Here is a 25,614-nt window from a genome sequence, read left to right as displayed (position 1 = left end):
ACCACCCAGTTTGGCTTTTTCGATCAGCCGGCCTTTGCGGCGGAGGAAGGTCGCGACGGCACCTTCCTCGATCAATACGCCTTGTGGGTGCAATCCCGCCCGCGCACCGCCGAATATGATGAGCGCGTCCGTGCGATCGTCCCCCGGCTCGCCGAATTCCTGGCGGATCTGTTCGAACGTGAGATATGCAGCGTAGCTGTGTTCATGTCTCGTCGATGATGCAGCGTATCCTCGATCGGCTCGGTGTCTGGAGTTTCGGGCTGAAAGGCTCGATTGCCGAAGTAGCCAGCGAAGATCTTTGGCGCGGACAGTCGATGTGTGACCTCTCCGATTTCCCTGGTGCCGAACTGGGCCACGCATGGGTCGTTGCGCCGCCTTTCGTGATCGTCGACGGAACGATCCGGCTGCAAAATCCTGTCGGCGACCCAATGAACAGCTACACCCCAGCCATTGTTGCGGTAGAGCATACGACGATGGTGAAGCCGACCGTCGACGACGTCGTTTCCGCTCAGCTTCGCGCCCGGATCGCTCGTGATGAAGGACGAGAAGACAGCCAACTCCATCACCGCCCTGGTCCCAAACCTGAAGGATTTCAGTCGCAATTTCCAAGCAGTGAGATCCGCTATGGCGAACTGGTACTCCGCTACGTCCCCGCTGGCGTGCGGATCAGCGATGTCGGGCTGGAGCAGATAAACGGCGCGGGCGAGAAACTTCGGGGTGATGAGGTTTGGAACGACCATGTCGCACCCGCCTTCGCCGACTTCATCGTTTGATCCGGTTGGCTCGCACGGGTCGCGCTAGCTTTTTAGGCGGTGCCGGCGGGAGCGAGCGTCTCGGCGCTGATCATCCGGACCGCAAGCTCGCCATGTCCAGCAAGCTGCTCGAGCAGCAAAACGCTGTGAGCCTCGGCGTCGTCTGCGGTGGTGAACATCTCCGTCGTGTAACGCCCACGCGCCATGCTGCAGCCTGGTATATCCTGAACTAGCGAGACGTAGCTGTCCGGCCAGCGACAGACGATGAGCCAGGGCCAGCCGGTGGTGGTGGCTCATAGCGAGAAATCAGCACATTGTCCGAGACCAGGGCCGATGGACGGTGATCGAAAAAGTCTGGAGCCACGGGCCCCGGACGGGGAAGGTTCAGAAGGCGTTCCGCTTCCGCTTGTTCGTGGCTGGTCTCCAAAATCATCGCGTAATAGCGTCCGAGCCCGAGACCGTCGCCGCGCAGCGGTACGGGCACATCGACAAGAGAACGCTTGGCGCTGAGATGATCGTCGAGGGATAGAGCATTCGTCGTCGCGCGAGGTCATCGGACAGGCGGTAGGTCGCAAGGCTCATCTTTTTGTCCGTCGGTCGGAGCCGTCGGCATCGGCTCATTGAAGCCGCCACCACCCTGCTCCACAAGCATCCGCAGATTCCGGCAAGAAGCAGACTATGAACATATGGCGCTGACTTTCAACGCGGTCCTCGACGAAGCGGGCATAAGCCCTGATTCCGTTCGTCTCCTGCGGCATCAAACGCATTCTGCGGGCCGGACGCCTTATTCGCTCTGGCGCGACGATCGGGCGGGCTTCGTGTATCAAAGCCTTCAGACGAGCCAGAACCGCGCTCGTCTTTCCGCAAGATATTGGGCGAGCTTCGTCGTGACGCCCGCGGCAGCCACCCTGTTCGTGGGACTTTACGAAATCTCGCTCATCGGGAGTGCGCCCGACGACATTGTCGACCCGCTGCGTCACAAGCTCGCAACCGAAGGCGGCACCCGGCCGCTCGATCTCTATGCGCAAACCTCCGTATTCGCGTTGGAGGACATGAGCGGCCGTTTGACCATCGACTGGGGCGCAGGAACCCGGAGTTGGATCCAGCGTGCCGTAGCCAGGCGAAGGCTATACTCGAATTGAGCGCACGTTTCAGGAGGAAGCGTTCCCAGGTTATGTGCGGTTCATCGGCAACCTCTCGTCGCTGGAAGCACTGCCAAAGGGCTGGATCGCCGCGCTTACCGCGGCGCGGGGCGTTTACCTTCTGACCTGCCCGCGCACGCGCGAGCAATATGTTGGTTCGGCCACAGGCGAGAGCGGTTTCTTCGGCCGCTGGCTCACCTACATCCGAGATGGCCATGGCGGCAATCTGGGTCTGAAAAGTCGCGACCGAGCGACTATCAGGCCAGCATTCTCGAAGTGAGGATCAAGCGCCACCGTCGAGGAGATCATCGCTGCAGAGCAGCTTTGGAAAGCGAAGCTACAAAGCCGGGAGCTGGGCCTTAACCGTAATTGAGGGTGTTTCACCGACCGGCGTGAAGTGCCCGACGTGCTTCCTCGGTGATCGTGTAAACCGCTTGCCGCTGGGCGCCCCGATTTTGGTGATCCACCCGGTAGCCCTGATAATGCCGCCTGACGAAGCCGGCGCGAAACAACTCGGAAACGGCGCGGCTGACATTTGTGCGGCCGGACTGACGAACCCGCTTGCGAACCTGAGCGTCGACGATCCTGTTTGCCGCCACCGGATCGACCGGAAGGGCACACTTAGCCTCAAGGTCTTGTCGCACCTTGTCTGCGATCGCGAGACGACGGGGGTCGCGCTGAGCGACGGGAACCAGTGCGTCGCATAGCCAATCCCGGACGGGAATCCGGCGGTCACCCTCGCGGATGTACGGTCCCGCCGATCCCGTCTGAGCACTCGCCTGGGCGATCAAGTTGAGCACCATGAAGCTGTAACGCGGTCGCTCGCATACGATCGTCAGCCGCTCCAGAATGGCCGGTAGGTCAAGCGGGCGCGTAGGCTCTCCGGCTTTCACCGGCCGAGCACAGTCCTCAAGGGAAAAAGAGATCGGGCTGAAACATGGAACATTACAAGCACAGAGTGCCGGCAAAGTGAATCCCGCACAGGAGGGCCACAAAGACTTTAACCGCTCGTGGCACTTCACCGAGCGAGGTAAAGTGCCGCGAGCGGTACGGATTTTTGACGGCGGGGCGCGGCTAGAGGGTGATGAGGATGCGGCTCTTAAACAACTTACGCAATTGGATAGCCAACGCGCTACGTGTTGAGGAGCCGGCCGAGACCGCCGCGCTCCAAGAAACCAGCGAGCGTGATCTCCATACACTCGACAGCTGGCGACAGATGTTGTCGGGTCTGCCGCGAACGATCGAGTGCCCGCAAATGACGTTGTTCGGGCGCGACGAGGAAGGCGCGATCTTCAAGGGTTCGGGTCGCATCGAAATCGTCAGCACGACCAAGATGCGGTTCTATATGCATGCGGCGCCTTCGGTAGATTTTGCGGCAGGCACTGGAGGTGTTCAACCGGCAGAAGTCGCAGCCGTATGACGCCCGTGACCTCCTCCGCTGTTTGCGACGGACTATCGCGGGGTCGAATGGTGGGCGGCTATACCCAGGTGGACTTCTTCGCCGACCACAATAACGGGTGGCCGCTGAGCGGCGAAATCGACGCACTGCACGCGCTGGCTAAAGGCTACTGGGTATCGAAGCGGAGCAATGTCGAGCTGTTGCTCGTGCCGCCAATCGACCTGCCGATGAGCGAGCCGCTGACAACCACGGCATTCATCGGCGAGCGCCGTATCTTGGCGAGCCGCGGGCCCGGCCAACACGTGATTGAGGTCCTCGAACTAGCATCACCTTTTCGTATGAGCCGTCAGGCCAGGCGTTGTGGATCACTGCCGACGCGGGCGGGGTTCTCTCTCATCCGTTCTTGGAGAATTGGCTGACAGAGCCGCTGCGTATCCTCTCGGCGTGCCGGTCTATCCGCGCATGGTCGCGCGCAACCTCGGTGACGGCACTGCGCATGTGTGGCTGCGGCCATCGCCGCGCCATCGGGAGCCGTCTGCGATCGGCTTGCTGCAGCCCTTCGCGATCGAACACGGACGGGCGGAAGCCTTTTGGAAGCTCTACGCCGACATTCTTACGTTCATCGTCAAGGTCGGATCTTTCGAAGCGAATCCGCTGACACGTTATTACGATGAGCTCGCCGAAGCCCAGCTCGGTTCGCGCTGGGTGCTCACGCTGACGCTCGCCGGCGCGGCTGAGGCACTGGCGAACGAGTTGATGACCGAGGACGACAGACGGCCAGAATTCTCCGATGAACTTCTTGCGTCAATGAAAAAGCAGATCGAGGCGTGGAAGGACGACCCCGCCTTGCGCGGCCGAATGCTCTCCAACCTTGGGATGGTGAGCAAGCGCAGCGTCGTCGCCTTCATGCGCCAACTCGGCAAGGCGGGCACGCTGGAGGCGGCGCACGTGCAGACTTGGTACGAGATTCGCAACTCGGTGATGCATGGCAATCTCGTCGAGCCATGGTCCAGCGAGGAAGGCGACGCCCGGCTGCACCAGATGCTCGATCTCCTCCACGCTCTAACCCGCGCCCGGATCGCCGCTGGCCGGTGATGCATCCCGTGGCTTATTCTGAGCGCATGCGTGCACCGCATGCGTGGTGGGAGCGCCCCCCACGTGGTTGGAAAGACTTTTCCGGGAACCGGCCAAAGTGTTCCGGCTGGGAACGACTTGGGGCCACTATTTCAGAGCGGTGAACCTCATGTAGCGGTCCCGCTTGGCGCAATTGGCGGACGATTCCATCGAAGGCAGCGGTCACACCCTGCGAGCGACCGATGTCATTGCCTGGCGCCGCGTCCCAGAAATTCCAGAGGCCAGCGCTCCGGGCAGTGTTGAAGCAGGCAGCGCAAGGCCAAACGTACCTCGACGACGTCGACGCGAGTGTCGGAGGATCGTGCGGTCGCGGAGCGAAGGATATGGACGGAAAGGGCGATGACGACGCGCTGGTGGCGCGGAAGGGCACTCATAGCTCAGCGGAAATCGTGTGACTTGAACCGCACGACCTCCTTTGGATCCATGCCGTCAGCGTGAGGCGGCCAATAGCAGTTGCGTGGCTCGGGCTTCCAACCCTTGTCTCCGCGGTCGGGGGCGCCGGCATGGCGAGCTCCATCGCCTCGACCGGTCCGGTGCGGGAATGACAGCTCGCCCACTCGGTGAAGCAGATCCCCGTGATCGATGATCCGATCGCAGATGACGTGGATTACCTCGCCTTTCTTTCTGGACCCTGCCCTTCATGCCGATCATCGATGCCGACATGACGGTTCGGCGCTGCGCCTCGAACCGGTCCGGCCAGAGTATGCCATTCGCGATGCCTGTCTCATCTTCAATCGTGATGAAGAGGACGCCCTTTGCCGAACCAGGTTTTTGTCGAACAAGGATGATGCCGGCGACCTCGACATGGCGACCGTCTCGGATGCTCGCGAGATCCGCGCAACGGGTCACGCCTCGCCGCGCCAGTTCGTCGCGGACGAATGTGAGAGGATGGGCGCGCAGTGACAATTGGAGCGAGCGGTAATCTTCGATCACCTCGCGACCATCCGTTAGCGGCCGCAGGGTGACGGCCGGCTCGAGGCCCTCGGCGCTCACGGTCTGCGCTTCGCGGTCAGCGGCCGCAAATAGCGGCAAAGGTGCCTCGCCGAGGCCCTTCACCTTCCAGAGCCCTTGGCGACGATCGGCGCCGAACGCGTGGTAGGCGTCGGCGTCTGCCAGCTTCTCGATAGCCGCCCGCTGGACCCGTGATCGGCGCACACGTCCTCGACAGAATCGAACAGAGCGGTCGAGCGCGCGCCGACTATTGCCGCACCGTCTGCGTTCGAAAGACCGCGGACCTGGCGCAGTCCAAGCCGCACCGCGAGATAGCGGCCGTTCGTGGGCTCCAGCGTACAGTCCCACCGGCTCGCGTTGATGCAGGGCGGACGGACCTCCACACCGTGATCGCGTGCGTCGCGAACGATCTGCGCGGGCGCATAGAAGCCCATCGGCTGGGCGTTCATCAGGCTGGCGCAAAAGACGTCAGGGTGATGATGCTTCATCCAGGCCGAGGCATAGGCGATCTTCGCGAAGGAGGCGGCGTGGCTCTCCGGAAAGCCGTAGGAGCCGAAGCCTTCGAGCTGGCGGAAGGTGCGCTCGGCAAATTCGCGCGGATAATCGCGCGCCACCATCCCCTCGATCAGCTTCTCCGAGAAATGCGAGACCCCGCCGGTAAATTTGAAGGTCGCCATAGCCGCCGCAAAGCGTCCGCTCGGCGGCCGTGAAGCCTGCGCCGACGATAGCGACCTTCATCGCCTGTTCCTGAAAGAGCGGAACCCCCAGCGTTTTTTCCAGCACCGCACGCAGCTCGGGCCGGGGATATTCCGGCTTTCCGCACCCTCGCGCCGCCGAAGTAGGGATGCACCATGTCCCCCTGAATCGGCCCTGGCCGGACGATCGCGACCTGTATGACGAGATCGTAGAAGCGCTGCGGCTTCATCCGCGCAGCATTGACATCTGCGCGCGGCTTTCGATCTGAAAGGTCCCAAGCGTATCGGCCTTCTGGATCATAGCGAACACCGCAGGGTCATCATCCTGCAGGTCCGCAAGGCCGATCTGGCAACCTTTCGCTTCCTCGAGAAGGTTGAAGGCGCGGTTCATGCAGCCAAGCATCCCCAAGCCGAGGACGTCGACCTTCATGAATTTCAGGGCGTCGATGTCATCCTTGTCCCATTCAATAATCTGCCGGTCGTCCATCGCGGCCGGTTCGATAGGTACCAGGTCGTCGAGACGGTCATGCGTGAGGACGAAGCCGCCGGGATGCTGGGACATATGGCGCGGCGTACCAATCAGCTTGCGCGCGAGATCGAGCGTCAGGCGCAGCCGGCGATCTCCGAGATCCAAATTGAGTTCTTCGACCTGCTTCTCGCCCACGCCTTCGGCCGACCAACCCCAGACCAAGCCTGCAAGCGAGGCGGTCAGATCTTCGGGCAGGCCCATCGCCTTGCCGACATCGCGCACCGCGCCGCGCGCGCGATAGCGGGTAACGACGGCTGTCAGAGCGGAGCGGTCACGGCCGTAGGTCTCGTAGATCCACTGAATAATTTCTTCACGGCGCTCATGTTCGAAATCGACGTCAATGTCCGGCGGTTCGCGGCGCTCGCCCGATACGAAGCGCTCGAAGAGTAACTCGTGCTTAATCGGGTCGATCGACGTGATGCCCAGCACGAAGCACACGCAGCTGTTCGCCGCAGACCCGCGTCCCTGGCAGAGGATGCCGCGACGTCGCGCTTCACGCACGATCGCATGGACGGTCAGGAAGTAGGGGGCGTAACCTAGTTCACGGATCAGCCGCAGTTCGTGGTCGATCTGGCTGCGGTAAGGTTGCGGCACATCACCATCGAACAGCCGGTCGACCGCATCGTTCGCCATCTGCTCAAGGGCTTCTTGCGCCGTGAGACCCTCGACCACCCGCTCGTGCGGGTATTGATAAGCGAGTTCGTCCAGACTGAAGGTGCAAGCGCGCGCGATGTCGACGCTGGCCTGCAGCGCATCGGGGTAGGCGCGAAAGCGCCGGGCCATTTCGTCGGGTGATTTGAGCGCTCGGTCGGCATTCACCTCCCGCCGGTAGCCGAGCTCGTCGACGGTGCACTTCTCGCGAACCGCAGTCACGACATCCTGCAGGAGGCGAGCCTCAGGCGCGTGATAGAGGACGTCGCCGGTCACGACGGCACGGACGCCGGCACCGCCCGCCTGACGGGCAAGCGCGTCAATCCGCACCGCGTCGTCGGGACGGCGACGCTGAAACAGCGCCATGTAGGCCCTGCGACCATAAATGGCCTTCAGGTCGGCAAGGCTGCTCAGATTTTCTGTGTCAGCCTCGTGCGGCAAGAGGATCGCGATGACGCCCTCTGACCACGGCTGCAGGTCATGCCAATGAAGGAGGCACCCGCCCTTTCCCGCTCGCTTCTTCCCGACGGTCAAAAGCCTGGTGACGCGCGACCACGCTGGTCTATCGGTCGGATAGAGGATGAGGCGACGACCGCAGGAGAGATCGACGCGTGTGCCCGCTATCGATCGCACCCCGGTCGCTTTCTGCGCCTCCCAGGCGCGCACGACGCCTCCTACGGTGCCGATGTCACCTATCCCGAGGGCGGGGTAGCCGAGCAGGGCTGCGGCTGAAAATAGCTCCTCCGGGCTCGATGCGCCGCGCAGCAAGGAAAAGTGCGTCAGCACCTGAAGCTCGACATAGGCGCTCATGCGAAAACGCCGTGGATCCACCAGCTAAGGTCGCCAGTGTTGTCGTCCATCCCATCGCCGCGCCGGAACAGCCAGTACCGGCCGCCATCTTCGTCCTCGACCCGATAATAGTCCCTGACGGCCCAGACCTCCGCATCGCGCCGCCACCATTCGCCATGGACACGTTCGGGTCCGTCGCCGGCGACGACCCGGTGAGCTGTGCCGCGCCATTCGAAGCGGCGGGGCGGCTGATCGGGGAGGAGTGCTACGACGCCCCATAGCGGCTCTGGTCGAGCGAACAGTCGAACCGGACGCTGCCATTTGGGCCAGTCGCCTGGAATATGGACAGGGTTCGTGCGTGCTACCGCGCGTTCCGGAACATGACTTTCAACGGGAGCGATCCGAAAAACCGAGCCGCTGCCGATACGGCCAGCGACCACATCCACCAAGCGAGCTGGGTCGCGGACGAGCGTGTCTCCTGCGAGCACCGCCCCTAGATCAATCGCGTCGAGAGGCTCCGTGTGGGGCGCTGCCAGCCAGAACTGCTCGATACCCAGGCCTGGGTCGATGCGCTCGATGCGCAGCTTCAGCAGTCGAAGAAGATGCGGCACCTCGCGTGTCGGCCGCGAAGTGCCGATGCCCACGATCTGTTCGCTGCCATCGACCCGCAGGCCGGCAAGGCGGAGCGAGCGGACGCCAAGCCCCCGCCCCTGCAGCAGCTCCCCGAGATCCCGCAGGAGATCGCCCATGACCTGCTCGATCGCTTCGGCGGTGCCGATCGGCTCCAGAAGGCGGCGCTCCACCACAGGGATGGATGGATCGTCGCGCGGAGTGATCGGCTCCGCAGTCGAGCCAAGCGCCTGATCGAGCCGGGTGATGGCCGGCAAGCCTAGTCGCCGCGCCAGGGGACCGCGCGCCACCGGCAGGAGATCAGCTACTCTCTCGAAGCCGAAGCGCCGCGCTGCACTGAGCGCCGTTGGGTCGAGCCTGAGTGCTGCGATCGGCAGCGAGGAGAGCGCGACCGTGGTGGTACCCGGCGTCACGCAGGCGAGATCGTCGGCGCCAAACCGGGCGATTGCGTGAGCCGCACCGGGGGTATCGGCGACGGCCACGCGAGCGGTAAATCCCGCCCGTCGGCAAAAGACGAGCAGTCTCTGACAGAACTGGTACTCGCCGCCATGGAGATGCTCGCACCCGGTGAGGTCGATCCACAGGCCATCGGGGGGCGACACCGCTGCGATCGGCGACCATCGCCTAATTGCAAAAAGCGCGAGCCGATCGAGCAGCGCCGCATCGGCCTCCGGCTCGGCAGGACGAAGGTCCAGGTCCGACACAAGCGCACGCGCGTGCGTGGCGGCCATGCCGACATGGATTCCGAGCGCTTGCGCGCCAGCGCACGCCGCGACGATCTCTTCTCGTCGCCCAACCTTCCCGAAGAGAGCCAGCGGGGTAGCGACCGCCTCCGCGACAGGTGCGGTCTGTTGCGGTTTCGCCGCTGGCGGCGCTTTGAATGGATGCTGAGCGGCCTCCGAACGACGGCCCAGCTCGCGGGCAGGCGGCTGCGCATGCCGTGGCAAGGTCGCGATCTGTGCCTCAACGTCCGCGCGCGTGAGCATTCCGCTGCGGGCCCACCGGGCACCCGGCCGCCAGCCGCCCCCGCGCGGGACGGAGCAAGCGCCGGGATCGTCGTCGACGGGTGGCTGGAGGCTCGGCCGACTAGGCGGCCGCGTGGCGGACCGTTCCTGCCGTCTCAGCCGTTCGATGGCCAAGTGCGGCAGGAACGCGGAGACGACCCGTCTCATCGCTGCCCTCCACGATCAGGGAAAAAGCCTCGCCACCTCGTTGGCGCGCGAGTTCGACCGTCCAGCGTGGCCGTCCTACACCGGCGACGCCGAGCCTCTCCGAAGGGGCGCTCGCGATCCGCCAGCGAGTCCAGGCAGCCGATGGCTCGCCAAACGGATCGTGATCACGGCGCCGCCGCCGTCGCAGGAGCAGGACCGGGAGGTCGGCATCAGCTGCAGCAAGCTGAAGGCGGCGGGAGGCGACCATCGAGACCTTCTCAGCCTCGGCAACGATGGCAGCAGGCGTACCGTCTCGGATCGCATCTTCGACCACCGCGAGCAACTCAGCATCATCGCGCGGCTGGGCGTGAATGACGGCAGCTGAGGACAACCCCGCCTGAGACAACGCCGGGGCGTACAGATCGCTGCGACAGCTTGCCCAAAGGACCGGTCCTGCGCTGATTGCAGCTTCCCGAGCGGCTATACCGCACAAAAACAGGGTCACCGCCGCATCGTCAACGAGCGAGCATGAATGCGCGGTCGCCTCATGGAGCGCTCCCGCTCTCAAGCCCCCGCTGGCAAGCCGCTGGTCAAGCTCGGGCACCCCGAAGGGCATCGTCCGGTACTCGGCGATGGGTGTCGCGATGGAGCGAAGCTGGGCTATGTTCGCAAGGCGGGAATCGACGGCAGGCATAAAAACAAAGACTCGGAGCGTTCCCCTTATGTTCTGCCATCCTTGTCTTTGGGTCAAGAGTTCGATCGTGTCGAGCTCCCGTCCGAGGACGACCTTTTCAGACCGCGCATCGGCTCGGCGGCAGCCCTAGTCCGTCCACTCGAAACAGCGACCACGCTCGATGAACATCCGCAGGATACGACCGGATCGCCGCACCAAGTCACGATCGCGACCGTGCTGGGGCGATTTCGCACCGTGAAACAGGTTGCAGCGAACGCAATATATGGTCCGTAAGAGCTGCGGCCAGGTTGGGACATCTCCGTCTGTCCAGCCCACTGGTTGCATCCGGACGCCCACGCGTCGACGGCGGTCGAAAAGCTCGTCGCGGTCCTGCGCCCAGAAGGCATCACGACCGAGCTTCTGCCGCACGTCCCGGACGTTGAGCACCGGCCATAATTGCGAGAAGGCCATCACGCGTCGTTGAAAATCGTCATCCTGCATCAGCTCTTCATAGGCATCGGTAGCTCGCCGGTTTTCGGCAATCGCGGTGATCATGGCCGCGTCATGGTCCGCGCCGGTCACCGATTCCATCCAGCCGTTGAAGCCCATCCAAAGGCTCATAAATGACATGAAGGCTGAGCGTTGCCGGTCAGCGTTATCGATCAGCTCGTGGCAAGATCGGCCGTTTCCGGGTCGAGCGATCGAAAATTGCTGAAGTGACCATCGTCGATATGCTTCCCGATTAGGCGATCGCCGCCGATATCTGGCGAAGCGTAGCCACGAAGGTATCCAGCAGCTGACGGCCTTGCATCGCTGCTGGCGCGGTATCATCGACCCCTGCCCGCTCCTTGCCGCTGGCGATGTTGCTCGAACCAAGATGTGCGTCGGCGAGCCGAAGATCGTAGATCCCGAAGAGCGGCGCCATCATCGTGCTCGCGTCGTTCCCAGGGATTAGACTGCCGAGGAGTTTCTCCAGCGCCTTATTCGAACCCGGCTTCCGACCATCCTTGGGTTTGGGCAGGTTGAGAGGCGCAAGGACGGCATCGACGTCGACCCGCTCCATGAAAAGGCGAGTGACCTCCTTGGCTAGCTCCAGCAAACCGTCTGCTTCAGCCGCCTGGAAGCGGTGCGCGCGGCGCAACAGCCGAGGCACGGCCTGGTCGTCGCGGAGGAGCGGGACGCCATATTTGCCGCTGAAAGCCGCGTCGATCTCCGCAAGCGCCGCGGCCAGCTGCGATTCTGGTGCGATCGTACTGGCCGGTGTCACATCCATCTGAGCGGCGAACAACTCCTCTGCCACGCCGCCGTCGGGCGTTACGTTATGAGCGCTCCACAGCCGCTGCTCCCAAGGATCGAGTGCTCCGATGTCTTTTGCGAAGACCGTGATCAGGCCGAGCCGGTTGACCCCGAAGTGGACACCGGTGCTGGCGCCCAGGCCTCCGGTTTCCGCGCTGTACCAATGCAGGCTCGCGCCGCGATGGCGCATCAAGGTGGAGACGACGGTGGGATCGAAATATAACCATGTCGACACCCCAGCCAGACCATCGCCCGACCTGCGGGTGCCGTCACTCTCCAGTATGAAGCTCGTGGTATGGGGATCCTTGTCGCCCCGGATGCGTGTACTCAGCCCGCTTGGCTGGACCCATTCCGTTCGCCACATGGCGCCCATCGTGCGGTACTGATCACTGGGGGTCGGCCAGCGCCCCGGTCCGGTTCGACCCTCCCGCTCGTCCCTGCCCCTGACTTCGGCGAAAGCGTCGCCTGGCCAGCTGTAGACAGGCTTGTCGATGGTGGTGGCGGTCCGCTGGTGATAGCTCGAACAATACAGGGCCATGCCGCGGGCGCTGAGGTAGTCACCAAGGAACTCCGGCCTAATCTCAAGCAGGATCGGGCGGTCCTCAGCATCTCGTTTCAATCGCGCGACCTCGGCCCAGCCCTCCTCCGGTCGAAACCAGCAATCACCTTCACGTAGAAGGCGGAGGGCCACGACCAGGTCGGGATGCAGGTGCCAGATGTGAAGGTGTTCGTCCTCGAGATACTGGTCGATCACGAGATTGGAACCGATCGGCTGAGTGGACCTGCCATAGAACAGGTCGGAAGCGCGATAGCCCCACGGTTCCATGCCGCCCCGGTGTGCGCCGACCCCCAAGTCGCTCCAGACGACCTTGTCGCCCTCTGATCGATGGGTGTCGAAGATCGCGGCAGTGGCGATGCCCGTATATTCCCGCAGCTCGACGATACCGGCCTCAGGTGGGTCGATCACGACATCGGCATCGTGGCGGAGCGGTATCCATGGCCGCCCTTGCAGCGGCAGCACATCACGCAACTCAAAATATCTCTGTACGATCGGCATAGGCACCCCCGGGTAGCGGAGCATGACTACCCCTGATTGCAGAGACCTTGAATCAGCTTTTTGCGATATTCTACCGTGCAGCAGGCGCCGTCGCAGAAGTCGCCGGTATCGGCTTGGTTATAGCTGCCACAAAGCACGGGACCATGTGGGCGAACGGTATCAGGAGGGATGATGAAGCTAACCAGCGATGCTGTCGAAGTGGTGAACCGCAATGCGCTCGTCACCGTCGCACTCAATCAAGGCTACAACGCCTATCTGCCGGTCTATGACAATGGCATCGACCTGATCCTGTTGAACGAGGCGACTGGCGATACCAAGCTGGTGCAGCTCAAAGGCCGGTGGACCATCGATAAGAAATATATCGGCCGAGACATCTGGATCGCGTTCCCCGACCGCGGTGTCTGGTACGTCGCACCGCACGACGAGATGCTGCGGTTAGGGGAAAGGCACACCACAACAAGCAGCTGGGCTCGAGGCACCTACAGCAAGAGTCCTCTCAGCAGGAGCGATTGCGAAGAATTGGCGTCCTATCGCTTCGGCGATCCGGACACGGTCATGGATGATGCCGCCGCTTTGAGCGCGGGCGGATAACATCCACTTTGGTGCAAAGCGCCGCAAGCTCTCGTGCACCACCTTACTCAGAGGGTGAGACCGATGCACAAAAGCAGGATCGCCGCCGCGCCCGCAGCGAGCTTCCCGCCGGCAACGACGCGTGCCGATCGCCCCACGCGAAGCCGCTTGCCCGTCCTGTCCATTCCGGAGCGGAGCCCGAGCACGCCGTCGGTCGCCAATACGGTGCCGATGATGAAGAGCAGAACCGAGATTGCCTTGGCAAAGCCGTGAGGTGACAGCCCGGTGACGATGAAGACCGCAACGAGCCCGATCGTGAGCAGGCCGTACAGTGCAAATCCGATGTCGAGCAGCCCGCGCAGCCGCTTCGGCCCGTTCCAGTCCGTAGGCCGTCGAAGGAGGATCATCGGGCGCAGGCAGAGCTGGCAGCTCTCGAGATTGCTGTCGCGCGGCCAGTGATTGATCAGATGGCCGCAATGCGGGCACCCCGGTCGACGGTATGGGAATGCGGTCGCCCGGATCAGCATGGCGAAGTCTCCGGCGCCGGTGCCAGATAATAGGCCGTGATGGCCGCCCCGATGATCATTCCCTCGACGGTGACCGACTTACCGATCAGGTGTCCGGCGATCACGTCCCCAACGAGCCGCCAGCGCATCCCGTCTCCCTCGATCAGCATCAGCCCACGTGGCGTCATGTCCACCACGCCGGTTAACCGGACAGGGCTGCTGGCCGTCATTCTGCTGCCTCGGCATAGACCCGGGTTTCCTCGGCCGAGGCGCCATTGAAGCATACCAAGGGACAGTGGAGGAGAAGCCGGCCGTGATAGTGCAGCGTGCGCCCGTCCAGCCTGATCGGATCGCGAGCGAGGCGTTGGCAGGATTTGTTCGATCGGTTCCTGAAAGCGCAGGGCGCGGCGAGCGGGGAGAGGGGCACCTTGGTCACTTCTTCCGCTTGGGATTGAGGCGGCGGTTCGCCGAAGAGGTCGCACTGTTCCATTACGGGTTCCGTTCTCCCCCCGAGTGGTGGCCGCGGTTGCCAGCGCTGGACCATGGCGGCGTGAAGTCGTCGCGAGATTTTCCGTCGATTCAACGAAGCGCTGCCAAGCGGCGTTGACTTCGTCTTCGGCGCGTTTGCGTCCCTCGCTGCCTTGCCGAAGCCCCAGCGGAGCTTGCCGGGATCAACCTTCTGCCGCTGGCGATACCGCTCGCGCGTATAGTCGCGGTCGTCGATCGCCACTACGCAGCCCCTTCGACGCTGGATTGATAGTAGACGCCTTGGTCGCGGTGCATCGCGATCTTCAGAAAGGCGGGGCACTCGACAAGCACCGCCAACCACGCCGCGCACTCGGCCCTTCCGAGCGCCGACGAGTGACTGGCCAGTTCCACCCAGACGAGGAGGGCGAGGCCGGCGATAGTCCCGATGCGGACGTCCCGCCGAAGGCCGGCAGGAAGCTTTAGAATGCTCGGTAGGCGCACCCATGCCGGGCTGGCGAGATCACCCCTGAGGTACAGCGGCGATGCGGCGTAGATCGCCAGTATGATCTGGGTCTCAAGCATGGTTCGCCCCCCGATCCGCGATCGCGCCCGCAGATCGATCCGAATGAAGCAACGGTGCGAGCGCCTCACGGACATTCGCCAGCGTCGGCTTGGTCTTTGCCGCGATGCGGATCGTCGTGTAGCCAGCGCCCGATGTCATCGCATCACGCTTTGCGTCGGTCGCGGCGTTATGGGTATAGTCGTCGACCTCGATCAAGGCGACGATCGTTCCAGTCTCCCGGTCCTGCACTACGAAGTCGATGATCTTCTGCGAGAAGCTGTTTCGATCAGCGGGGGACACCTTGCGCCCGAGCCGACGTGGAACCTGCAGGAGAGCCCCCATTGCCACCTGCGCGTGGATGCGGTGTGCGGGCAGGGCGCGCTCGATCGCCGCGAGCATGGCCAGCTCGCGGTCGGTAAGAAAGCGCTTGGCCACCGGCGCGGGCGGTCCACTCGGTGCCGCCGCGCTTTTCACCAGCGCAAGTATAATGACCGCGCAGACGATAAGAAATACGGTCGCGATTGGCGATCCGAACAGTTGTGTCATTGCGTCACCCCTCGGAATGGAAGGCGCGGCCAACAACCGGGGCCGCGCCGGTCTGCCGGTTACCAGCCGTCGCGGCGCCCCTCGCCGCTGTCCTTGAGCCCACGCCGGTCCAGACTGGAGCGCCGGATCTCCAGTTCAACGCCATCGCCCTTGTCGCGGGTTCGGATGTCGCGGGGATCCACATTGTTGCGCTTGGCGAAGTCCTCGGCTGCCTTGTCGCTGCCGAACTTGCCGACGTCGTCGAAATCCCATCCACTCATCGTCGTCTCCTTCAATCCGGCGGTCCGGCCGGTCGGTCGTCACAGATCGAGCCCCAGGCTGCGTTCCGGCAGCGGCGGCAGCACGTCGCTGCGGTCGGGCTTGAGCTCGGGCGGTGATTTGAGGGGATCGCCCGGTGCAGACGCAGCCTGGCCCTTCCCGGCAGTCGGAAGCGGCGGGTCGCCTGGCAAAGGCGGCAAGTCCGACAGATCGACAGGGCCGGGATCGAATTTTTCGCGCGGGCTGGTGCCCGTGCCGCGTTCCCGGTCGACGTCGAGCCGACCCACCGTTTCGAGCGCCGAGGTCTTGTTTCCGGGGTTGTTGTCGAGCTGGCGCTCGAGCTTCGCTTTATCGTCCACCACCATCGTCATTTCGTCGCGAACGCGGGTGACGCCGACGTTGAACAGGCGCTGGTTGGACAGGTTGCGCTCCTGGCTCGACATGACGGTGATCGCCTTGTCGGTGGTGATGCCCTGCGCCATGTGCATGTTCAGCGAGTAAGCGAGGTCGAGCCGCGACAGCATCGGATCGCCCAGGTCGAGCGTCAGCCGCTCCTTGCTCGCGGTTTCGACGGTGACGCCGCTCGCATCGATGGTGAGGACGCGTGCGAGGGCGGCGTTGTGGAGCCCCCTCCCCTTGTCGTTGGCGGTCCAGCGAATGCGATCGCCTTCGCGCAGATGAAGATCTTTCTTCTCGCTGAGCTGAAGGCGGTCGCGCTTCTCGGTTGGCGAGAGTTTCTGTGGGTCGAACCGGATGCGCCGGCGACCGTCGAGAAGATCGACCTTGCCGTTGGGGTGGACCTTGTCGACGTCGTAGCGGCCGGCGGCGAGGCCGACGTCCTGACCGCCTCCCCTGCCTACCTCGAGGGTTTGTCCGGGCCGGTAGGTGGATGCGTACCGCAACTCCTCGCGCGTGGTATTCACCCGCTCGTAGACGGTGAGGTGAATCCCCTCGCCGCGCACGGTCTTCTCGGCCGCAAGCCCGTCCTGAATGCGTTGATTGATGATCGCGCGCGAGGCGCGGCCCGACGCGAACACCGCCGTCGACTCCCGATCGGCGCTCGAGAGTCCGAGCCACATTTCGGCTGCGTGCAAGGCCGGGCTATTGTGCTCGATGACGCTGTCGCCAAGCACCTTCATGGCCTTGCCCGCTTCGCCGACATTGGCCAGGGCCGCGACGGTGCGCAGCTGATCGGTGCGCTGGCGGATGTTCTCGTCCATGCGCGCCATGGTTCCCCCGCCGGCCTGGATGAGCGCGAACGACTTTCCGGCATCGATCGAGGAGAGCTGCTGCCGGTCGCCAACGAGAACGAGTTTGTCGACGCCCAGCGCGGCCGAGATTTGATGGAGCTTCAGCATGTCGTCGCTCGACACCATCGAGGTCTCGTCGACGACGAGCATCTGGCCGCCGAACACGGCCCGCGCCTGCTCATAGGCGTCGCCCTGCCGGTTCGTGACGTGCCGCTCGTTGGCAAGAATGAAGGAGGCGATGGTCTGGGACTTGATTCCGGCGCCCTCTGCGAGGTCCGCCACCATCTTGTTCTGGAAGGCGAGGCCCGTGACGGCCCGCCCCTCCGCCTCGGCGACCCGCGCGACGGACTGCAGCATGGTCGACTTGCCGGCGCCGGCTATGCCCTGCACCACCACCGTCCGGTCCTCCGAAGAGACAATCAGTGTGGCGGCGGCGAGCTGCCCGGCGTTGAGCTCGCGATCCGCATGTGCCTGCAAGCGCTCGGGAGCCTCGCTGGCCGCAATCATCGGAGTGGAAGCGCCCTTCCCCTGCTCCACCGCCTTGAGAATGCGCTCCTCGGTCCTGAGGGCCTCCTGCGTGGTCACCATGCGGGGCCGGGTGTCGCCCACGCGCGCCTCGCCCGCGATCAGCTGGCCGCGTTCCACAAGCTGAGCGATCCGCCGCTCGACATGGTCGACCGTGACGCCCTTCAGACCGAGATCCAGAGCGGTCTTGCCGAGCTGGTTGACGTTGAAGGCGGCTTCACGCTCGGAAAGCATGCGCACGGCGGACGCAACAGCCAGCTGCGCACGAGCTTCTGCCGGCGAGTGGGTCACCCGAGCCAGGCCCCGATCGACGAGAGGATCGTGCGGCTTGAGGACGTCGCCAAGCTTTTCCCAGGCGTTCGTAAGCGCCTCGGAGACGGCGCGATAGCCGCGCTCGAGAGCGCTTCCCGGCTCGCGCTGTTCGGATCTTGCAAGCGCCGCCTCGAGCAGGGCCTTGCCATCGAAGCCGAGGGCCGCCGCCTTCTCGATCCACTCGCGTCGGAGGCCGTCGCGGTCCTCAACATTCAGCTTGGGATCGCGCGTATTGGTGGTGACGCTGTCGCGCCCTTTGGGAGAGGTAATGCCGAGCTCGGCCGCCTTCTCGAGAATGGCTTCGCGGCGCTGGCTGAACGCCTCCAGCACCGCCTTGGGGACACCGGCTACCTCGAACGTCCCGTGCTTGCCCTTGAGCTCTAGCCTGTAGCCCAGCTTCTCCATCTCCTCGCGCAGGAAGGCGTGGTAGATCGAGCCGATCACCGTGTTGTTGCTCCAGATCTTGTCGGCATGGAGCGCCTGCCATTTGCCGTCGGGCATCTTGGTCAGGTTGGCGATTACTGCGTGGACGTGCGCCTGAGGATCGAGGGCGCGGCTCGTGTCATGCTGGAACAAGGCGAAGACGAGGTTGCCGGTCTGCACCGGAACCTTGCGCCCTTCCACGTCCTTGCGCCCTTCGGCGAGGTTCTTCTCGACCCAGGCCATCGCCCGCGCGACCGCCTTCATGTTGGCGCCGTTCTCGCCGAGGATCCGCTTGTCGCCGGTGACATAGGCGAGCAGCGACACCGACTTCGGAGCCGAGAAGGTGAGGTCGACGCCCGATCGCCGGTTCTCGACCTGTGCCACGCCCTCCCCGCTCGGCAGAATACCGTTCAGGATGCCTTCGAAGGCATCCTTCGCCACCTCGCCGGACAAGCCCAGGTCGGAGGCGCCCTCGCCGCCCCAGGCACTGACCTCCGAGCTGTCGTCGACGGTGTAATAGTCGTCCTTGGCGAAGTAGCCGGCGGCGCCGGAGGCGGAACGGACGGAGGCGACCGAGAGCACTGGCTAGATCCCCATGTCCATGCCGTCAGGCTCGCGGCCGGCGGAGAAATCCTGGCGTAGCTCGACGATCGTCTGATCCTCGACCCGCGGCGCGCTGTGATGGCTGCGACCGTCCTTTCGATCATCACGTTCTCGGGCCTGCGCTGCCTCCTGCTCTGCTGCCGCGCGCGCAGTCTGTGCGATGTCGGCCGCATGTTGACGGGGTGCCTGTCCGTCGCGGTCGGCGTTGTTTTCGTGAACCCCCTTGCTGGTCGATTCCTTCTCCGCATCGACCTCGGCAGACAGGATGCGCGCGGCCATTTCCTTCGCCACGTTGACCGGCTCTACCACCTCCTGGATCACCTGGCCGGCACCATCACGCCCACCGGCTTCACCACCCCCTTCTCCGTCGAACACTTCCTCTCCGCGCTTCGATCGCACCGGCTTCATGTCGGGGCGGGGCAGGAAGCCGTCCGCGACCTGGGGATAGTCCTTCCAGACGAGCTTGATCCGAGCGGCCGGGAAGCCGTCGGGGAACTTCACGAAGCCATGCATCGAGGGCAGGTTCGTGATGTCGTCGGCGATCACGAGCGGTTCGACCTGCTTGCGCGGAGTCAGCGTCGAGGCGTCGCGCGTGTTGTTGTAGCCGTAGCTGTAGGCCTCATCCATCTGGCGGACTTCGCGGTTGCCGATATAGCGGGCGCACTGCTCGGCGGTGTCGAGATCGGCGGTCGCGAGGATGAGCTTGGAGCGGGCAAGCGAGGCGAGATTGCGGGCGCCCTGCTCGCCATAGACCTCGACCAGCTTTTCGAAGCTGTGGATGCCGAGGATCATTGCGCCGCCGAAGGCGCGGGCCGTCTGAAGGCCATTCTCGATGGCTGGCAGCCGGTGAAGTGCGCCGAGCTCGTCGAACATGAACCAGGTGCGCAGCGACCGCGTGCGCGGCATGGTCATGAGCCGGTTGATGGCGAGGTCCATCCAGAGCGTCAGCAGCGCCCGGTTCATCGGCATGTCGACGTAATTTGAGGTGATGAAAAGGATGGAGCCTGGCTTCTTCTCACCCGTGATCCATTCGCGGATCGAGAAGCGCGGACCCTCGTCTGGCAGGAAGCGGAGGACCTGCGCGTTCGTGTTGAAGACGGCGCGGATCGACTCCGCCATGCGGGCGGCTTCCGGGGCCGTCAGAGGGTCGGCGATGGTGTTCTGAAGGTAGCGGTGAACGCGCTTTAGATCGGCCGTCATCAGATGTTCCGACAGCGCGAGATTGGTGGTCTCACCACGCTCCTGCAGGCGGACGCACATTTCGATGAAGAGAGTTCGCGCCGCGAGCGCCCAGAACGGTTCTGAGGAGCCGCCGTCCGACGGGATCAGGGCCGCAGCGGCGGCGGTAAACTCACTGTGGGTGCAGCAGTCCGAAAAGATCGACCATGCCGGGCAGCGCCGGTCCATCGGATTGAGGATCGTATCGCGCTCGGGGTCATAGAATGCCTCGACATAGGCACCGGTGAGATCAAAGATGACGGCGCTGTCCTGACGCTCGCGCATCTGCTTGACGAGGCTGCGCAGCTCGGTCGTCTTGCCCGACCCGGTGGTGCCGACCAGCATCGTGTGCGACTGTTCCATCCGGTGCGGGAACGGGATGCCGGCGAGTATGTAGGGATGGTGGATCCCGGCGGCCTTGCGCGCCGCAAAGGGCAGTTGCAGCACCTGCCGCGGCGAGAGGTCGGGCAGGCACTCCCGGGCTTCCTTTTCGAACGCCGCCTGGTTGTGTTGGGACACCTCCGCGAGAAGCAGTTCGCGCTCGACTAGCATGGCGCCCCGCTCGTGTCGCTCCTGCAGGATCGACCGGCCCCGACGCCGCGAAATATCGACGAACCAGATGGTCAGCGGGATCGTGAGAAAGACGGAGACGAGGATGGCGCCGAGCAGGCCCCGCACGGCCACACTCCAGGCCCTCTGGACCTCGGGCATATACTGCACGACCGCCATGATCGTGCGGTGGATTTCGCCGTTGGGGAGGGTGACGTTGACCCGCTTGGCAGGGTCCAGTCCGACCCAGTCCCAAAGCATCGCGTAGAGCTTCATGCAGACGAGCTGGAAGCCGTGCTCGTCGAGCTTGAGCGATAAGATGATGAACCAGGCCGCGAGGAAGGCGAAGAACCACAGGATGAAGGGCAGCTTCGCGCCCGAGAACCACATCAGCATCTCGTGGGTGAGAAGCTGGCTTCCGCGCGTGAAATTGCCGGCGTTGCGATGGACTTTGCCCCGCGCCGAATGATGGGTCAGGGGTATGGCGCGGCCATCGGTGCGGATGTCCTTACGCGCCATGGTATTGCTCCAGGCGCTTGTCCGCATTGGCGATGATCCGCTCGCGGAATTCGGGATATTGCTCGCTGATGATGACGTCGAGCGCGAGCTGCATGAACTCGCTGATCCGCGCCAATCGGCGGTGGCTGGACGTGATGACGCTCGCCGTGCCGAGATAGGCATCGACTGCCGCCCGGATGATCTCGGAGGGCTTGCATTCCTGGTCCGTCGCGAGGGCCAGAATGCGATCATACTGCTGGCGGTCGAGCCGGACCGTGCAGTGCCGTGTCGTCGAGGACAAACCAGCCTCCTAGCAGAGAGGCTGGTGGGGACCTGAGAAAGCGTGTGGAGATATAACCGATCGCGCGGTGGGCGGCAAAGAGAAATGGGGAACACAGAGCGCGTGGCACCACGTGGCACGGCTAAGTCACTGAAAGCTTGGGATAAACAGACTCCCTCGCGAACGTCCCACGCCGTGGCACGCTCTCCGGTCGCCCTAAGCTATTGAGGGAACACGGGAATCCTGCACCTTCAGGTGCGTAGGGTGTGCGCATATCCCAAGAGACCGCTATATGGTCCCGGACCTGTCCGGAGGTCGTTGGAAATGGCCCGTAGCCGGGTCCGGCTGGGCAGAGGTCCGCCGGCAGGCGGAACGGCGAGAATCGACCCGCGCGAAGTCAGGGGCCACCAGCGGGCGCCTTGGTCAGGCGAGGATCGTCACCCGAATGGGCGGAGACAAGGCGCTTGCCTTGGCTCCGTGAGGTTGGGTTGCCGGGCCCCAACGGGGTGCGGCAGCCCTAGCGAATAGAGCCGTCATCGGGCGTGAAGCCCGATGCGCCCCCGCACCATTCTTCTCCTTCCGGGGCGGAGGCTCTCCCGCTATGGTCGGACTGTTCATAGCCCGATCAGCCTTGAACAGAGGCACCTATGGCAAAGACACTGGAACAGGAGCGCGCAGCGTTCGAAGCGGATGCACAGCGATTGGAGGAACGGCGCCGAAAGCTCGAAGAGCGAGAGCGCGAGCAGGCCATAACGGCGGTGGAAAAAGCGGGCCTGCTGAAGCTTGAAATCAGGCGGCTGACCGCGATCGTCGAGCGGGTAAAATCGCTCGGAATCGACGAGGTTGAAAAGCGGCTGAGGGCCTGAACCCAGCCTGCCGCGGCAGCGCCGCGGCACGGGCATAGGGGGTTCGATGCCCCCTATGCCCGTATTCCTTCCAGCAAAAAAAGGGGAGAGGCGACGCGCGCGCCTCCCCTTTTTGTCGGTCTCAGAATTCGTCGAGGACCCCGCCCGGCGCGGTGTAGACGATCCGGTCGATCATCGCCGGCGTCAGGTTCCCGTAATCGCCCTCGTCGATGGCGAGATACCCCTGCTCTTCGTCCTCGATGACATGTTGATCGAAGAAGCTGTGAAGCGCCCGGCGTTCCGCGTTGGCGACCGCTGCGAAGTAGGCGTTGTTGTGGGCGGCGGCGGTGTTGGTGATCGTCTGCATGGCTATGCTCCTGTCTGTCTTGAATGACAGGGGAAGGCGCGTCGGGCGGGTGAGGTCGGGTCAAGGATCGCCGGCTTGCCGGCGACCGCGCAGCGGCGGTGGGGGTCACGATTTTCTTCGGCGGCCACCGGTGTCGAGGGGGGAGCGCTGCGCTCGATCCGCCGGAGAAAATGGTGGGGCCCCGCCGTCCTTGAGGCGGCCTCGCCCGGCCGACAGAATGGGAAGACTGTGAGAGATGTTTCCTCTCGGTCGGAGGACCAGGCCGAGGCGTAGCGGCGTGCGGGCCGGCGGGTCCGCGCGTCACGCGAGCGAGCCTGCGTCTGGCAGCCTTCGCTATTCCATGCCGTCATGGAACAGCCTCCAGAGGAGCGCGTCCCCTTCAATCTCGCGGAGCCGAAGCTCCAGCGACAGGGCCGCTTCCCGCTCCGCGATCCGGGCGTTTTCGGCGGTCGTGAGGGCGGCGCGATCGATTCCGGAGAGAAAGGTTTCTCGGTGGTTGAGGAGGCGCCGCAGCCGAGCCGTTTCGCGGTCGATCGATGCGATGGCGGCGACGGCAGCGTGGGTTGCGGATACGGTCATGGTTGCGCTCCAGGTGCGAGGGGATTGAGCGCTCGAGCGCCCTTTCGTTCGAGACGCCGCCGTTTTGGCGGAGGGAGAGAAGAGGAGCCGGGCGCGCGACCCCGCCCAAGGGCTGATCAGGGGTGCCCGTCGCAGTGGCAGTAGGGCATGGCCGCTGTGCCTTGGTGTCGCGGATGGTCTGTGTTAGTTCCCGCGCTGCGCTGCGAAGGCCGTGGCGCCGGGACTGGTAATCCCGTCGAGAAAGGCAACTCGGTGTGGTTTCACGCCGGGGTGCCTGCGCATATGTCCAGGTGCCTCGGCACTAAAAGCGTAGGCGCATGTCTCGACGTGTTACCAGCCCCGGCTCCCGCGCCCCAGCGCGGGAGTTGCTTGGCGAGAGCGCCCAAGTTGCTCCGATGATGGTCGCGCTCCGGAATGCGATATGGACCTCAACGAGAAGGATCCGGGCGTGACACGGGCGCTCGCCTTGGCGCTGATGCGTCAGGCGCGCGAGTATCTCGGCGCGATCGGCGAGGACGAGGCGTCGCTTCATCTGCAACGCGCGATCGATGCCCTCCTGAAGCCCGCGCCCGGCAATTCGGCGCAAGCCTGAGCGGCAAAAAAGGGCGCGCCATGCGAGGTGACGCGCCCTCCTTCGGCGGCGGGAACGGGCGGAGGCTATGCCCATTCCAGCCGCGAAGTGTCGTCGGCGTCGGCCAGGCCGATGAGCTGGTCGAGCCGATCAAGATACGGGGTGATCCCCTCCTCCTCCGCACGGCGCCGGACGGCCGGGTTGGCAAGCCGCACGCGGACGGCATCTATGGGTATTTCGCCGATGCTGTCCGGCGCCAGTCCGAGGCTCTCAAGCAGGACAGCGGCGTTGCCCGAGGCGAGATCGAGTTCGAGGCCCCGATCGGAGGTGAGAGCGACCCGCATGGCGATCGTTGCTGCCCCCTCGTCCCGCCATACGCTGACCCGGCGGCATCGGAACTGGGCCTCTTCGACGACGCTGATGACGTTCGCGTCGAAGTCGAAAATCCTCGCGATCGCGGCCAGCGCGAGTGGGCAGACGCGTGCTTCGAAGTGATAGGAAAGATACTCGTCCTCGGGCGCGTCGGGGTCGAGCAGAACGGCTCTGCAGCGGGCGCTTTCCTCGCGAAGGAAAGTCCGGAAGGCGGCGAGTTGCCGGGCGTTGATGGTGGCTCGCGGACCCGGCTGGTCATCGGCCGCCGTCGCGATACGGAACGTGATGGACATCTCGTCCTCCCTTGTTGAACCGCAGCCGATCCTCCCCCTCTCCTTTTCCGCCAGCGGCGGGATGCCGGAGCGAGCGCGCAGGCGCTCAGTCTCGCGGCGCGAAGGGGCTCGATGCCCCTGAGCGCCGCTTGTCGACGCAAGAAAGGAAGAGAGGCCCCGGCTTACGCCGGAGCCTCTCGGACAAGCGCCTCAGGCGGCGCGTTGGCCCCGCTGCTGGGTGAGGCGGACGATGTGCAGCGGAACACCCGCCTGCCGCAGCTTCTGGGCGAGATTCTGCTGGATGCCCGAGCCTTCGCAGATGACCGCTTCGACCGGCTTGAGGTTGAGGATGCGGTCGTTGCGGACGAAGGCGGCGCGGTTGCCCTGGCTGCGATCGAGGCGGAACTGGATTACCTTTACGCCGCGCGAGGCGGCCCATGCGTGCGCCACGGCATCGCACCCCTTGGCCTGCGCGGTCGTCGCGAGGATCATCTCCGGGATGCGCGCCTTGATGCTGTCGAGACCCTTCCAGAGCAGGTCGCCGTCTTCCCAGACCTGACCGCCCGAGAAGGCCACCACAGGTCCTTCGGGCGCGAACTGTTCGCGGCGCTCGCGGGCGCGTGAGGCGAGATAGTCGCGGGCGTCGATCATCGATGCGTTGAGCGCGCTCGACACCCTGCTTCCCCGGACCGGCGAGAAGGGCTTGCCGGTTTCGACGCGATATACTTCGGCGGCATGGTCGCGCATGCATTCCATCGCTTCCCGGCAACCTTGCAGCGTCTGACACAGGAGCTGCGTGTCCTCCAGTTCGGTCGCGTAGATCTCGGAGGGGTCGTAGGCGCGGGCGAGGTCGCCGAGCTTCTTGGCCGCGTCGTCCTCCCGGCCCTCGATCCGCTTCGCCACGACGTGGAAGCTGTTCGCGAAACCCCAGGCGAGATCGGTCGCGAAGGCCTCCATGCGCGTGTCGCGCAGCACATCGAACATCGTCTGCATCATCATCTCGACGGCGGCCCGGACTTGCTCGGGGTCGGGCATGTCCAGCGCTTCCGGCGCCTCGACGATGCTGAGCTTGGCCATCTCGCTATGCTCGATGAAAGCGCCTTCGTAGGTCTGGGTCAGGTCCTCGTTTTCGCGCGCGGCGGCAATGTGGCTGGCGAGGTCGGCGAAGTTGGTGAAACTGGTCTGCATGAT

Annotated in this window: 28 protein-coding genes and 1 pseudogene; 11 read left to right on the top strand and 18 right to left on the bottom strand. The window is 64.3% G+C overall.

The window, feature by feature from the left end:
* The 4 genes from JW805_20470 to JW805_20455 all read left to right on the top strand — a co-directional run.
* Positions 1-219, top strand: a 219-nt coding sequence (locus JW805_20470; GenBank protein ID MBN2974373.1) for a hypothetical protein, incomplete at its 5' end; no start/stop codon positions are given.
* Positions 216-773: a hypothetical protein gene (locus JW805_20465; GenBank protein MBN2974372.1), complete on the top strand. Its 558-nt coding sequence runs from the start codon at positions 216-218 to the stop codon at positions 771-773. The genes JW805_20470 and JW805_20465, both read left to right, overlap by 4 nt.
* 665 nt (positions 774-1,438) lie before the next feature.
* Positions 1,439-1,894, top strand: coding sequence for a hypothetical protein (locus JW805_20460; protein ID MBN2974371.1), 456 nt, complete (start codon positions 1,439-1,441; stop codon positions 1,892-1,894).
* Between the two features lie 34 nt (positions 1,895-1,928).
* Positions 1,929-2,174 (top strand): hypothetical protein, encoded by a 246-nt coding sequence (locus JW805_20455; GenBank protein ID MBN2974370.1) that lies wholly within the window; start codon positions 1,929-1,931, stop codon positions 2,172-2,174.
* 100 nt (positions 2,175-2,274) lie between these two features.
* Here JW805_20455 and JW805_20450 read toward each other — a convergent pair whose 3' ends face one another.
* On the bottom strand, positions 2,275-2,694 hold the full coding sequence (locus JW805_20450) for a hypothetical protein (GenBank protein MBN2974369.1): 420 nt from the start codon (positions 2,692-2,694) through the stop codon (positions 2,275-2,277).
* Between the two features lie 290 nt (positions 2,695-2,984).
* Between JW805_20450 and JW805_20445 the strand changes: the two genes are divergently transcribed.
* From JW805_20445 to JW805_20435, 3 genes are read left to right on the top strand one after another with little or no spacing between them, the layout of a single operon-like run.
* Positions 2,985-3,314, top strand: a complete 330-nt coding sequence (locus JW805_20445) for a hypothetical protein (protein ID MBN2974368.1) — start codon at positions 2,985-2,987, stop codon at positions 3,312-3,314.
* A gap of 47 nt (positions 3,315-3,361) precedes the next feature.
* Entirely contained in the window at positions 3,362-3,712 is a 351-nt protein-coding gene (locus JW805_20440; GenBank protein MBN2974367.1) for a hypothetical protein, read from the top strand.
* A gap of 25 nt (positions 3,713-3,737) precedes the next feature.
* Positions 3,738-4,388, top strand: a complete 651-nt coding sequence (locus JW805_20435) for a hypothetical protein (GenBank protein MBN2974366.1) — start codon at positions 3,738-3,740, stop codon at positions 4,386-4,388.
* A 416-nt stretch (positions 4,389-4,804) separates the two neighbouring features.
* Here JW805_20435 and JW805_20430 read toward each other — a convergent pair.
* A pseudogene (locus tag JW805_20430) lies at positions 4,805-8,063 on the bottom strand (error-prone DNA polymerase).
* Positions 8,060-9,658 (bottom strand): DNA polymerase Y family protein, encoded by a 1,599-nt coding sequence (locus JW805_20425; GenBank protein ID MBN2974365.1) that lies wholly within the window; start codon positions 9,656-9,658, stop codon positions 8,060-8,062. Before JW805_20425 ends, JW805_20430 begins: the two are co-directional and overlap by 4 nt.
* 112 nt (positions 9,659-9,770) lie before the next feature.
* Here JW805_20425 and JW805_20420 point away from each other — a divergent pair, with 112 nt between their 5' ends.
* The gene (locus tag JW805_20420; protein MBN2974364.1) at positions 9,771-10,208 is read left to right on the top strand and encodes a hypothetical protein; all 438 of its coding nucleotides are present in this window, start codon (positions 9,771-9,773) and stop codon (positions 10,206-10,208) included.
* 435 nt (positions 10,209-10,643) lie between these two features.
* On the opposite strand, the gene JW805_20415 is transcribed toward JW805_20420, so the two are convergent.
* Together JW805_20415 and JW805_20410 are read right to left on the bottom strand one after the other, a co-directional pair.
* Complete coding sequence (locus JW805_20415) at positions 10,644-11,105, bottom strand: hypothetical protein (GenBank protein MBN2974363.1); 462 nt, start codon at positions 11,103-11,105, stop codon at positions 10,644-10,646.
* A 133-nt stretch (positions 11,106-11,238) separates the two neighbouring features.
* Entirely contained in the window at positions 11,239-12,849 is a 1,611-nt protein-coding gene (locus JW805_20410; GenBank protein ID MBN2974362.1) for a hypothetical protein, read from the bottom strand.
* Positions 12,850-13,017: 168 nt separating this feature from the next.
* Between JW805_20410 and JW805_20405 the strand changes: the two genes are divergently transcribed.
* On the top strand, positions 13,018-13,440 hold the full coding sequence (locus tag JW805_20405) for a hypothetical protein (protein ID MBN2974361.1): 423 nt from the start codon (positions 13,018-13,020) through the stop codon (positions 13,438-13,440).
* A 47-nt stretch (positions 13,441-13,487) separates the two neighbouring features.
* Here JW805_20405 and JW805_20400 read toward each other — a convergent pair whose 3' ends face one another.
* From JW805_20400 to JW805_20360, 9 genes are read right to left on the bottom strand one after another with little or no spacing between them, the layout of a single operon-like run.
* Positions 13,488-13,946, bottom strand: coding sequence for a hypothetical protein (locus tag JW805_20400; GenBank protein MBN2974360.1), 459 nt, complete (start codon positions 13,944-13,946; stop codon positions 13,488-13,490).
* On the bottom strand, positions 13,940-14,155 hold the full coding sequence (locus JW805_20395; protein ID MBN2974359.1) for a hypothetical protein: 216 nt from the start codon (positions 14,153-14,155) through the stop codon (positions 13,940-13,942). Before JW805_20395 ends, JW805_20400 begins: the two co-directional genes overlap by 7 nt.
* On the bottom strand, positions 14,152-14,655 hold the full coding sequence (locus tag JW805_20390; protein ID MBN2974358.1) for a hypothetical protein: 504 nt from the start codon (positions 14,653-14,655) through the stop codon (positions 14,152-14,154). Before JW805_20390 ends, JW805_20395 begins: the two co-directional genes overlap by 4 nt.
* On the bottom strand, positions 14,655-14,975 hold the full coding sequence (locus JW805_20385; protein MBN2974357.1) for a hypothetical protein: 321 nt from the start codon (positions 14,973-14,975) through the stop codon (positions 14,655-14,657). The genes JW805_20390 and JW805_20385 overlap by 1 nt, the downstream gene beginning before the upstream one ends.
* Positions 14,968-15,501: a DUF2726 domain-containing protein gene (locus JW805_20380; GenBank protein MBN2974356.1), complete on the bottom strand. Its 534-nt coding sequence runs from the start codon at positions 15,499-15,501 to the stop codon at positions 14,968-14,970. The genes JW805_20385 and JW805_20380 overlap by 8 nt, the downstream gene beginning before the upstream one ends.
* 59 nt (positions 15,502-15,560) lie before the next feature.
* A complete protein-coding gene (locus JW805_20375; GenBank protein MBN2974355.1) occupies positions 15,561-15,761 on the bottom strand; it encodes a hypothetical protein in 201 nt (66 codons plus the stop codon).
* A gap of 39 nt (positions 15,762-15,800) precedes the next feature.
* Positions 15,801-18,851, bottom strand: a complete 3,051-nt coding sequence (locus JW805_20370; GenBank protein ID MBN2974354.1) for a conjugative relaxase — start codon at positions 18,849-18,851, stop codon at positions 15,801-15,803.
* Positions 18,852-18,854: 3 nt separating this feature from the next.
* On the bottom strand, positions 18,855-21,158 hold the full coding sequence (locus tag JW805_20365; protein ID MBN2974353.1) for a type IV secretion system DNA-binding domain-containing protein: 2,304 nt from the start codon (positions 21,156-21,158) through the stop codon (positions 18,855-18,857).
* Positions 21,148-21,438: a hypothetical protein gene (locus tag JW805_20360; GenBank protein MBN2974352.1), complete on the bottom strand. Its 291-nt coding sequence runs from the start codon at positions 21,436-21,438 to the stop codon at positions 21,148-21,150. The genes JW805_20365 and JW805_20360 overlap by 11 nt, the downstream gene beginning before the upstream one ends.
* Positions 21,439-22,064: 626 nt before the next feature.
* Between JW805_20360 and JW805_20355 the strand changes: the two genes are divergently transcribed.
* Positions 22,065-22,283, top strand: a complete 219-nt coding sequence (locus JW805_20355; protein MBN2974351.1) for a hypothetical protein — start codon at positions 22,065-22,067, stop codon at positions 22,281-22,283.
* A gap of 121 nt (positions 22,284-22,404) precedes the next feature.
* On the opposite strand, the gene JW805_20350 is transcribed toward JW805_20355, so the two are convergent.
* The gene (locus JW805_20350) at positions 22,405-22,629 is read right to left on the bottom strand and encodes a hypothetical protein (protein MBN2974350.1); all 225 of its coding nucleotides are present in this window, start codon (positions 22,627-22,629) and stop codon (positions 22,405-22,407) included.
* 333 nt (positions 22,630-22,962) lie between these two features.
* Entirely contained in the window at positions 22,963-23,208 is a 246-nt protein-coding gene (locus tag JW805_20345; GenBank protein MBN2974349.1) for a hypothetical protein, read from the bottom strand.
* Between the two features lie 421 nt (positions 23,209-23,629).
* Between JW805_20345 and JW805_20340 the strand changes: the two genes are divergently transcribed.
* Positions 23,630-23,800, top strand: coding sequence for a hypothetical protein (locus JW805_20340; GenBank protein MBN2974348.1), 171 nt, complete (start codon positions 23,630-23,632; stop codon positions 23,798-23,800).
* A gap of 65 nt (positions 23,801-23,865) precedes the next feature.
* Here JW805_20340 and JW805_20335 read toward each other — a convergent pair whose 3' ends face one another.
* Positions 23,866-24,444 carry a hypothetical protein gene (locus tag JW805_20335; protein MBN2974347.1) on the bottom strand — a complete coding sequence of 193 codons (579 nt, stop codon included), beginning with the start codon at positions 24,442-24,444 and terminating at the stop codon, positions 23,866-23,868.
* A 189-nt stretch (positions 24,445-24,633) separates the two neighbouring features.
* Positions 24,634-25,611, bottom strand: a complete 978-nt coding sequence (locus tag JW805_20330) for a DUF2493 domain-containing protein (protein MBN2974346.1) — start codon at positions 25,609-25,611, stop codon at positions 24,634-24,636.
* Between the last annotated feature and the right edge of the window lie 3 nt (positions 25,612-25,614).

It is taken from the genome of Roseomonas aeriglobus, from assembly GCA_016937575.1.
GTDB classification, from domain to species: domain Bacteria; phylum Pseudomonadota; class Alphaproteobacteria; order Sphingomonadales; family Sphingomonadaceae; genus Sphingomonas; species Sphingomonas aerigloba.
This window is presented reverse-complemented; position numbering and strand designations above follow the sequence as displayed.

What these genes read in the sequence shown, in the direction of transcription:
- JW805_20350 (MBN2974350.1), bottom strand. Translation starts at nt 22,629, where the DNA reads ATGCAGACGATCACCAACACCGCCGCCGCCCACAACAACGCCTACTTC.
- JW805_20345 (MBN2974349.1), bottom strand. Translation starts at nt 23,208, where the DNA reads ATGACCGTATCCGCAACCCACGCTGCCGTCGCCGCCATCGCATCGATC.
- JW805_20340 (MBN2974348.1), top strand. Translation starts at nt 23,630, where the DNA reads ATGGACCTCAACGAGAAGGATCCGGGCGTGACACGGGCGCTCGCCTTG.
- JW805_20415 (MBN2974363.1), bottom strand. Translation starts at nt 11,105, where the DNA reads ATGGGCTTCAACGGCTGGATGGAATCGGTGACCGGCGCGGACCATGAC.
- JW805_20395 (MBN2974359.1), bottom strand. Translation starts at nt 14,155, where the DNA reads ATGACGGCCAGCAGCCCTGTCCGGTTAACCGGCGTGGTGGACATGACG.
- JW805_20445 (MBN2974368.1), top strand. Translation starts at nt 2,985, where the DNA reads ATGCGGCTCTTAAACAACTTACGCAATTGGATAGCCAACGCGCTACGT.
- JW805_20385 (MBN2974357.1), bottom strand. Translation starts at nt 14,975, where the DNA reads ATGCTTGAGACCCAGATCATACTGGCGATCTACGCCGCATCGCCGCTG.
- JW805_20460 (MBN2974371.1), top strand. Translation starts at nt 1,439, where the DNA reads ATGGCGCTGACTTTCAACGCGGTCCTCGACGAAGCGGGCATAAGCCCT.
- JW805_20400 (MBN2974360.1), bottom strand. Translation starts at nt 13,946, where the DNA reads ATGCTGATCCGGGCGACCGCATTCCCATACCGTCGACCGGGGTGCCCG.
- JW805_20410 (MBN2974362.1), bottom strand. Translation starts at nt 12,849, where the DNA reads ATGCCGATCGTACAGAGATATTTTGAGTTGCGTGATGTGCTGCCGCTG.
- JW805_20375 (MBN2974355.1), bottom strand. Translation starts at nt 15,761, where the DNA reads ATGAGTGGATGGGATTTCGACGACGTCGGCAAGTTCGGCAGCGACAAG.
- JW805_20365 (MBN2974353.1), bottom strand. Translation starts at nt 21,158, where the DNA reads ATGGCGCGTAAGGACATCCGCACCGATGGCCGCGCCATACCCCTGACC.
- JW805_20330 (MBN2974346.1), bottom strand. Translation starts at nt 25,611, where the DNA reads ATGCAGACCAGTTTCACCAACTTCGCCGACCTCGCCAGCCACATTGCC.
- JW805_20405 (MBN2974361.1), top strand. Translation starts at nt 13,018, where the DNA reads ATGATGAAGCTAACCAGCGATGCTGTCGAAGTGGTGAACCGCAATGCG.
- JW805_20380 (MBN2974356.1), bottom strand. Translation starts at nt 15,501, where the DNA reads ATGACACAACTGTTCGGATCGCCAATCGCGACCGTATTTCTTATCGTC.
- JW805_20355 (MBN2974351.1), top strand. Translation starts at nt 22,065, where the DNA reads ATGGCAAAGACACTGGAACAGGAGCGCGCAGCGTTCGAAGCGGATGCA.
- JW805_20425 (MBN2974365.1), bottom strand. Translation starts at nt 9,658, where the DNA reads ATGCTCACGCGCGCGGACGTTGAGGCACAGATCGCGACCTTGCCACGG.
- JW805_20465 (MBN2974372.1), top strand. Translation starts at nt 216, where the DNA reads ATGATGCAGCGTATCCTCGATCGGCTCGGTGTCTGGAGTTTCGGGCTG.
- JW805_20335 (MBN2974347.1), bottom strand. Translation starts at nt 24,444, where the DNA reads ATGTCCATCACGTTCCGTATCGCGACGGCGGCCGATGACCAGCCGGGT.
- JW805_20440 (MBN2974367.1), top strand. Translation starts at nt 3,362, where the DNA reads ATGGTGGGCGGCTATACCCAGGTGGACTTCTTCGCCGACCACAATAAC.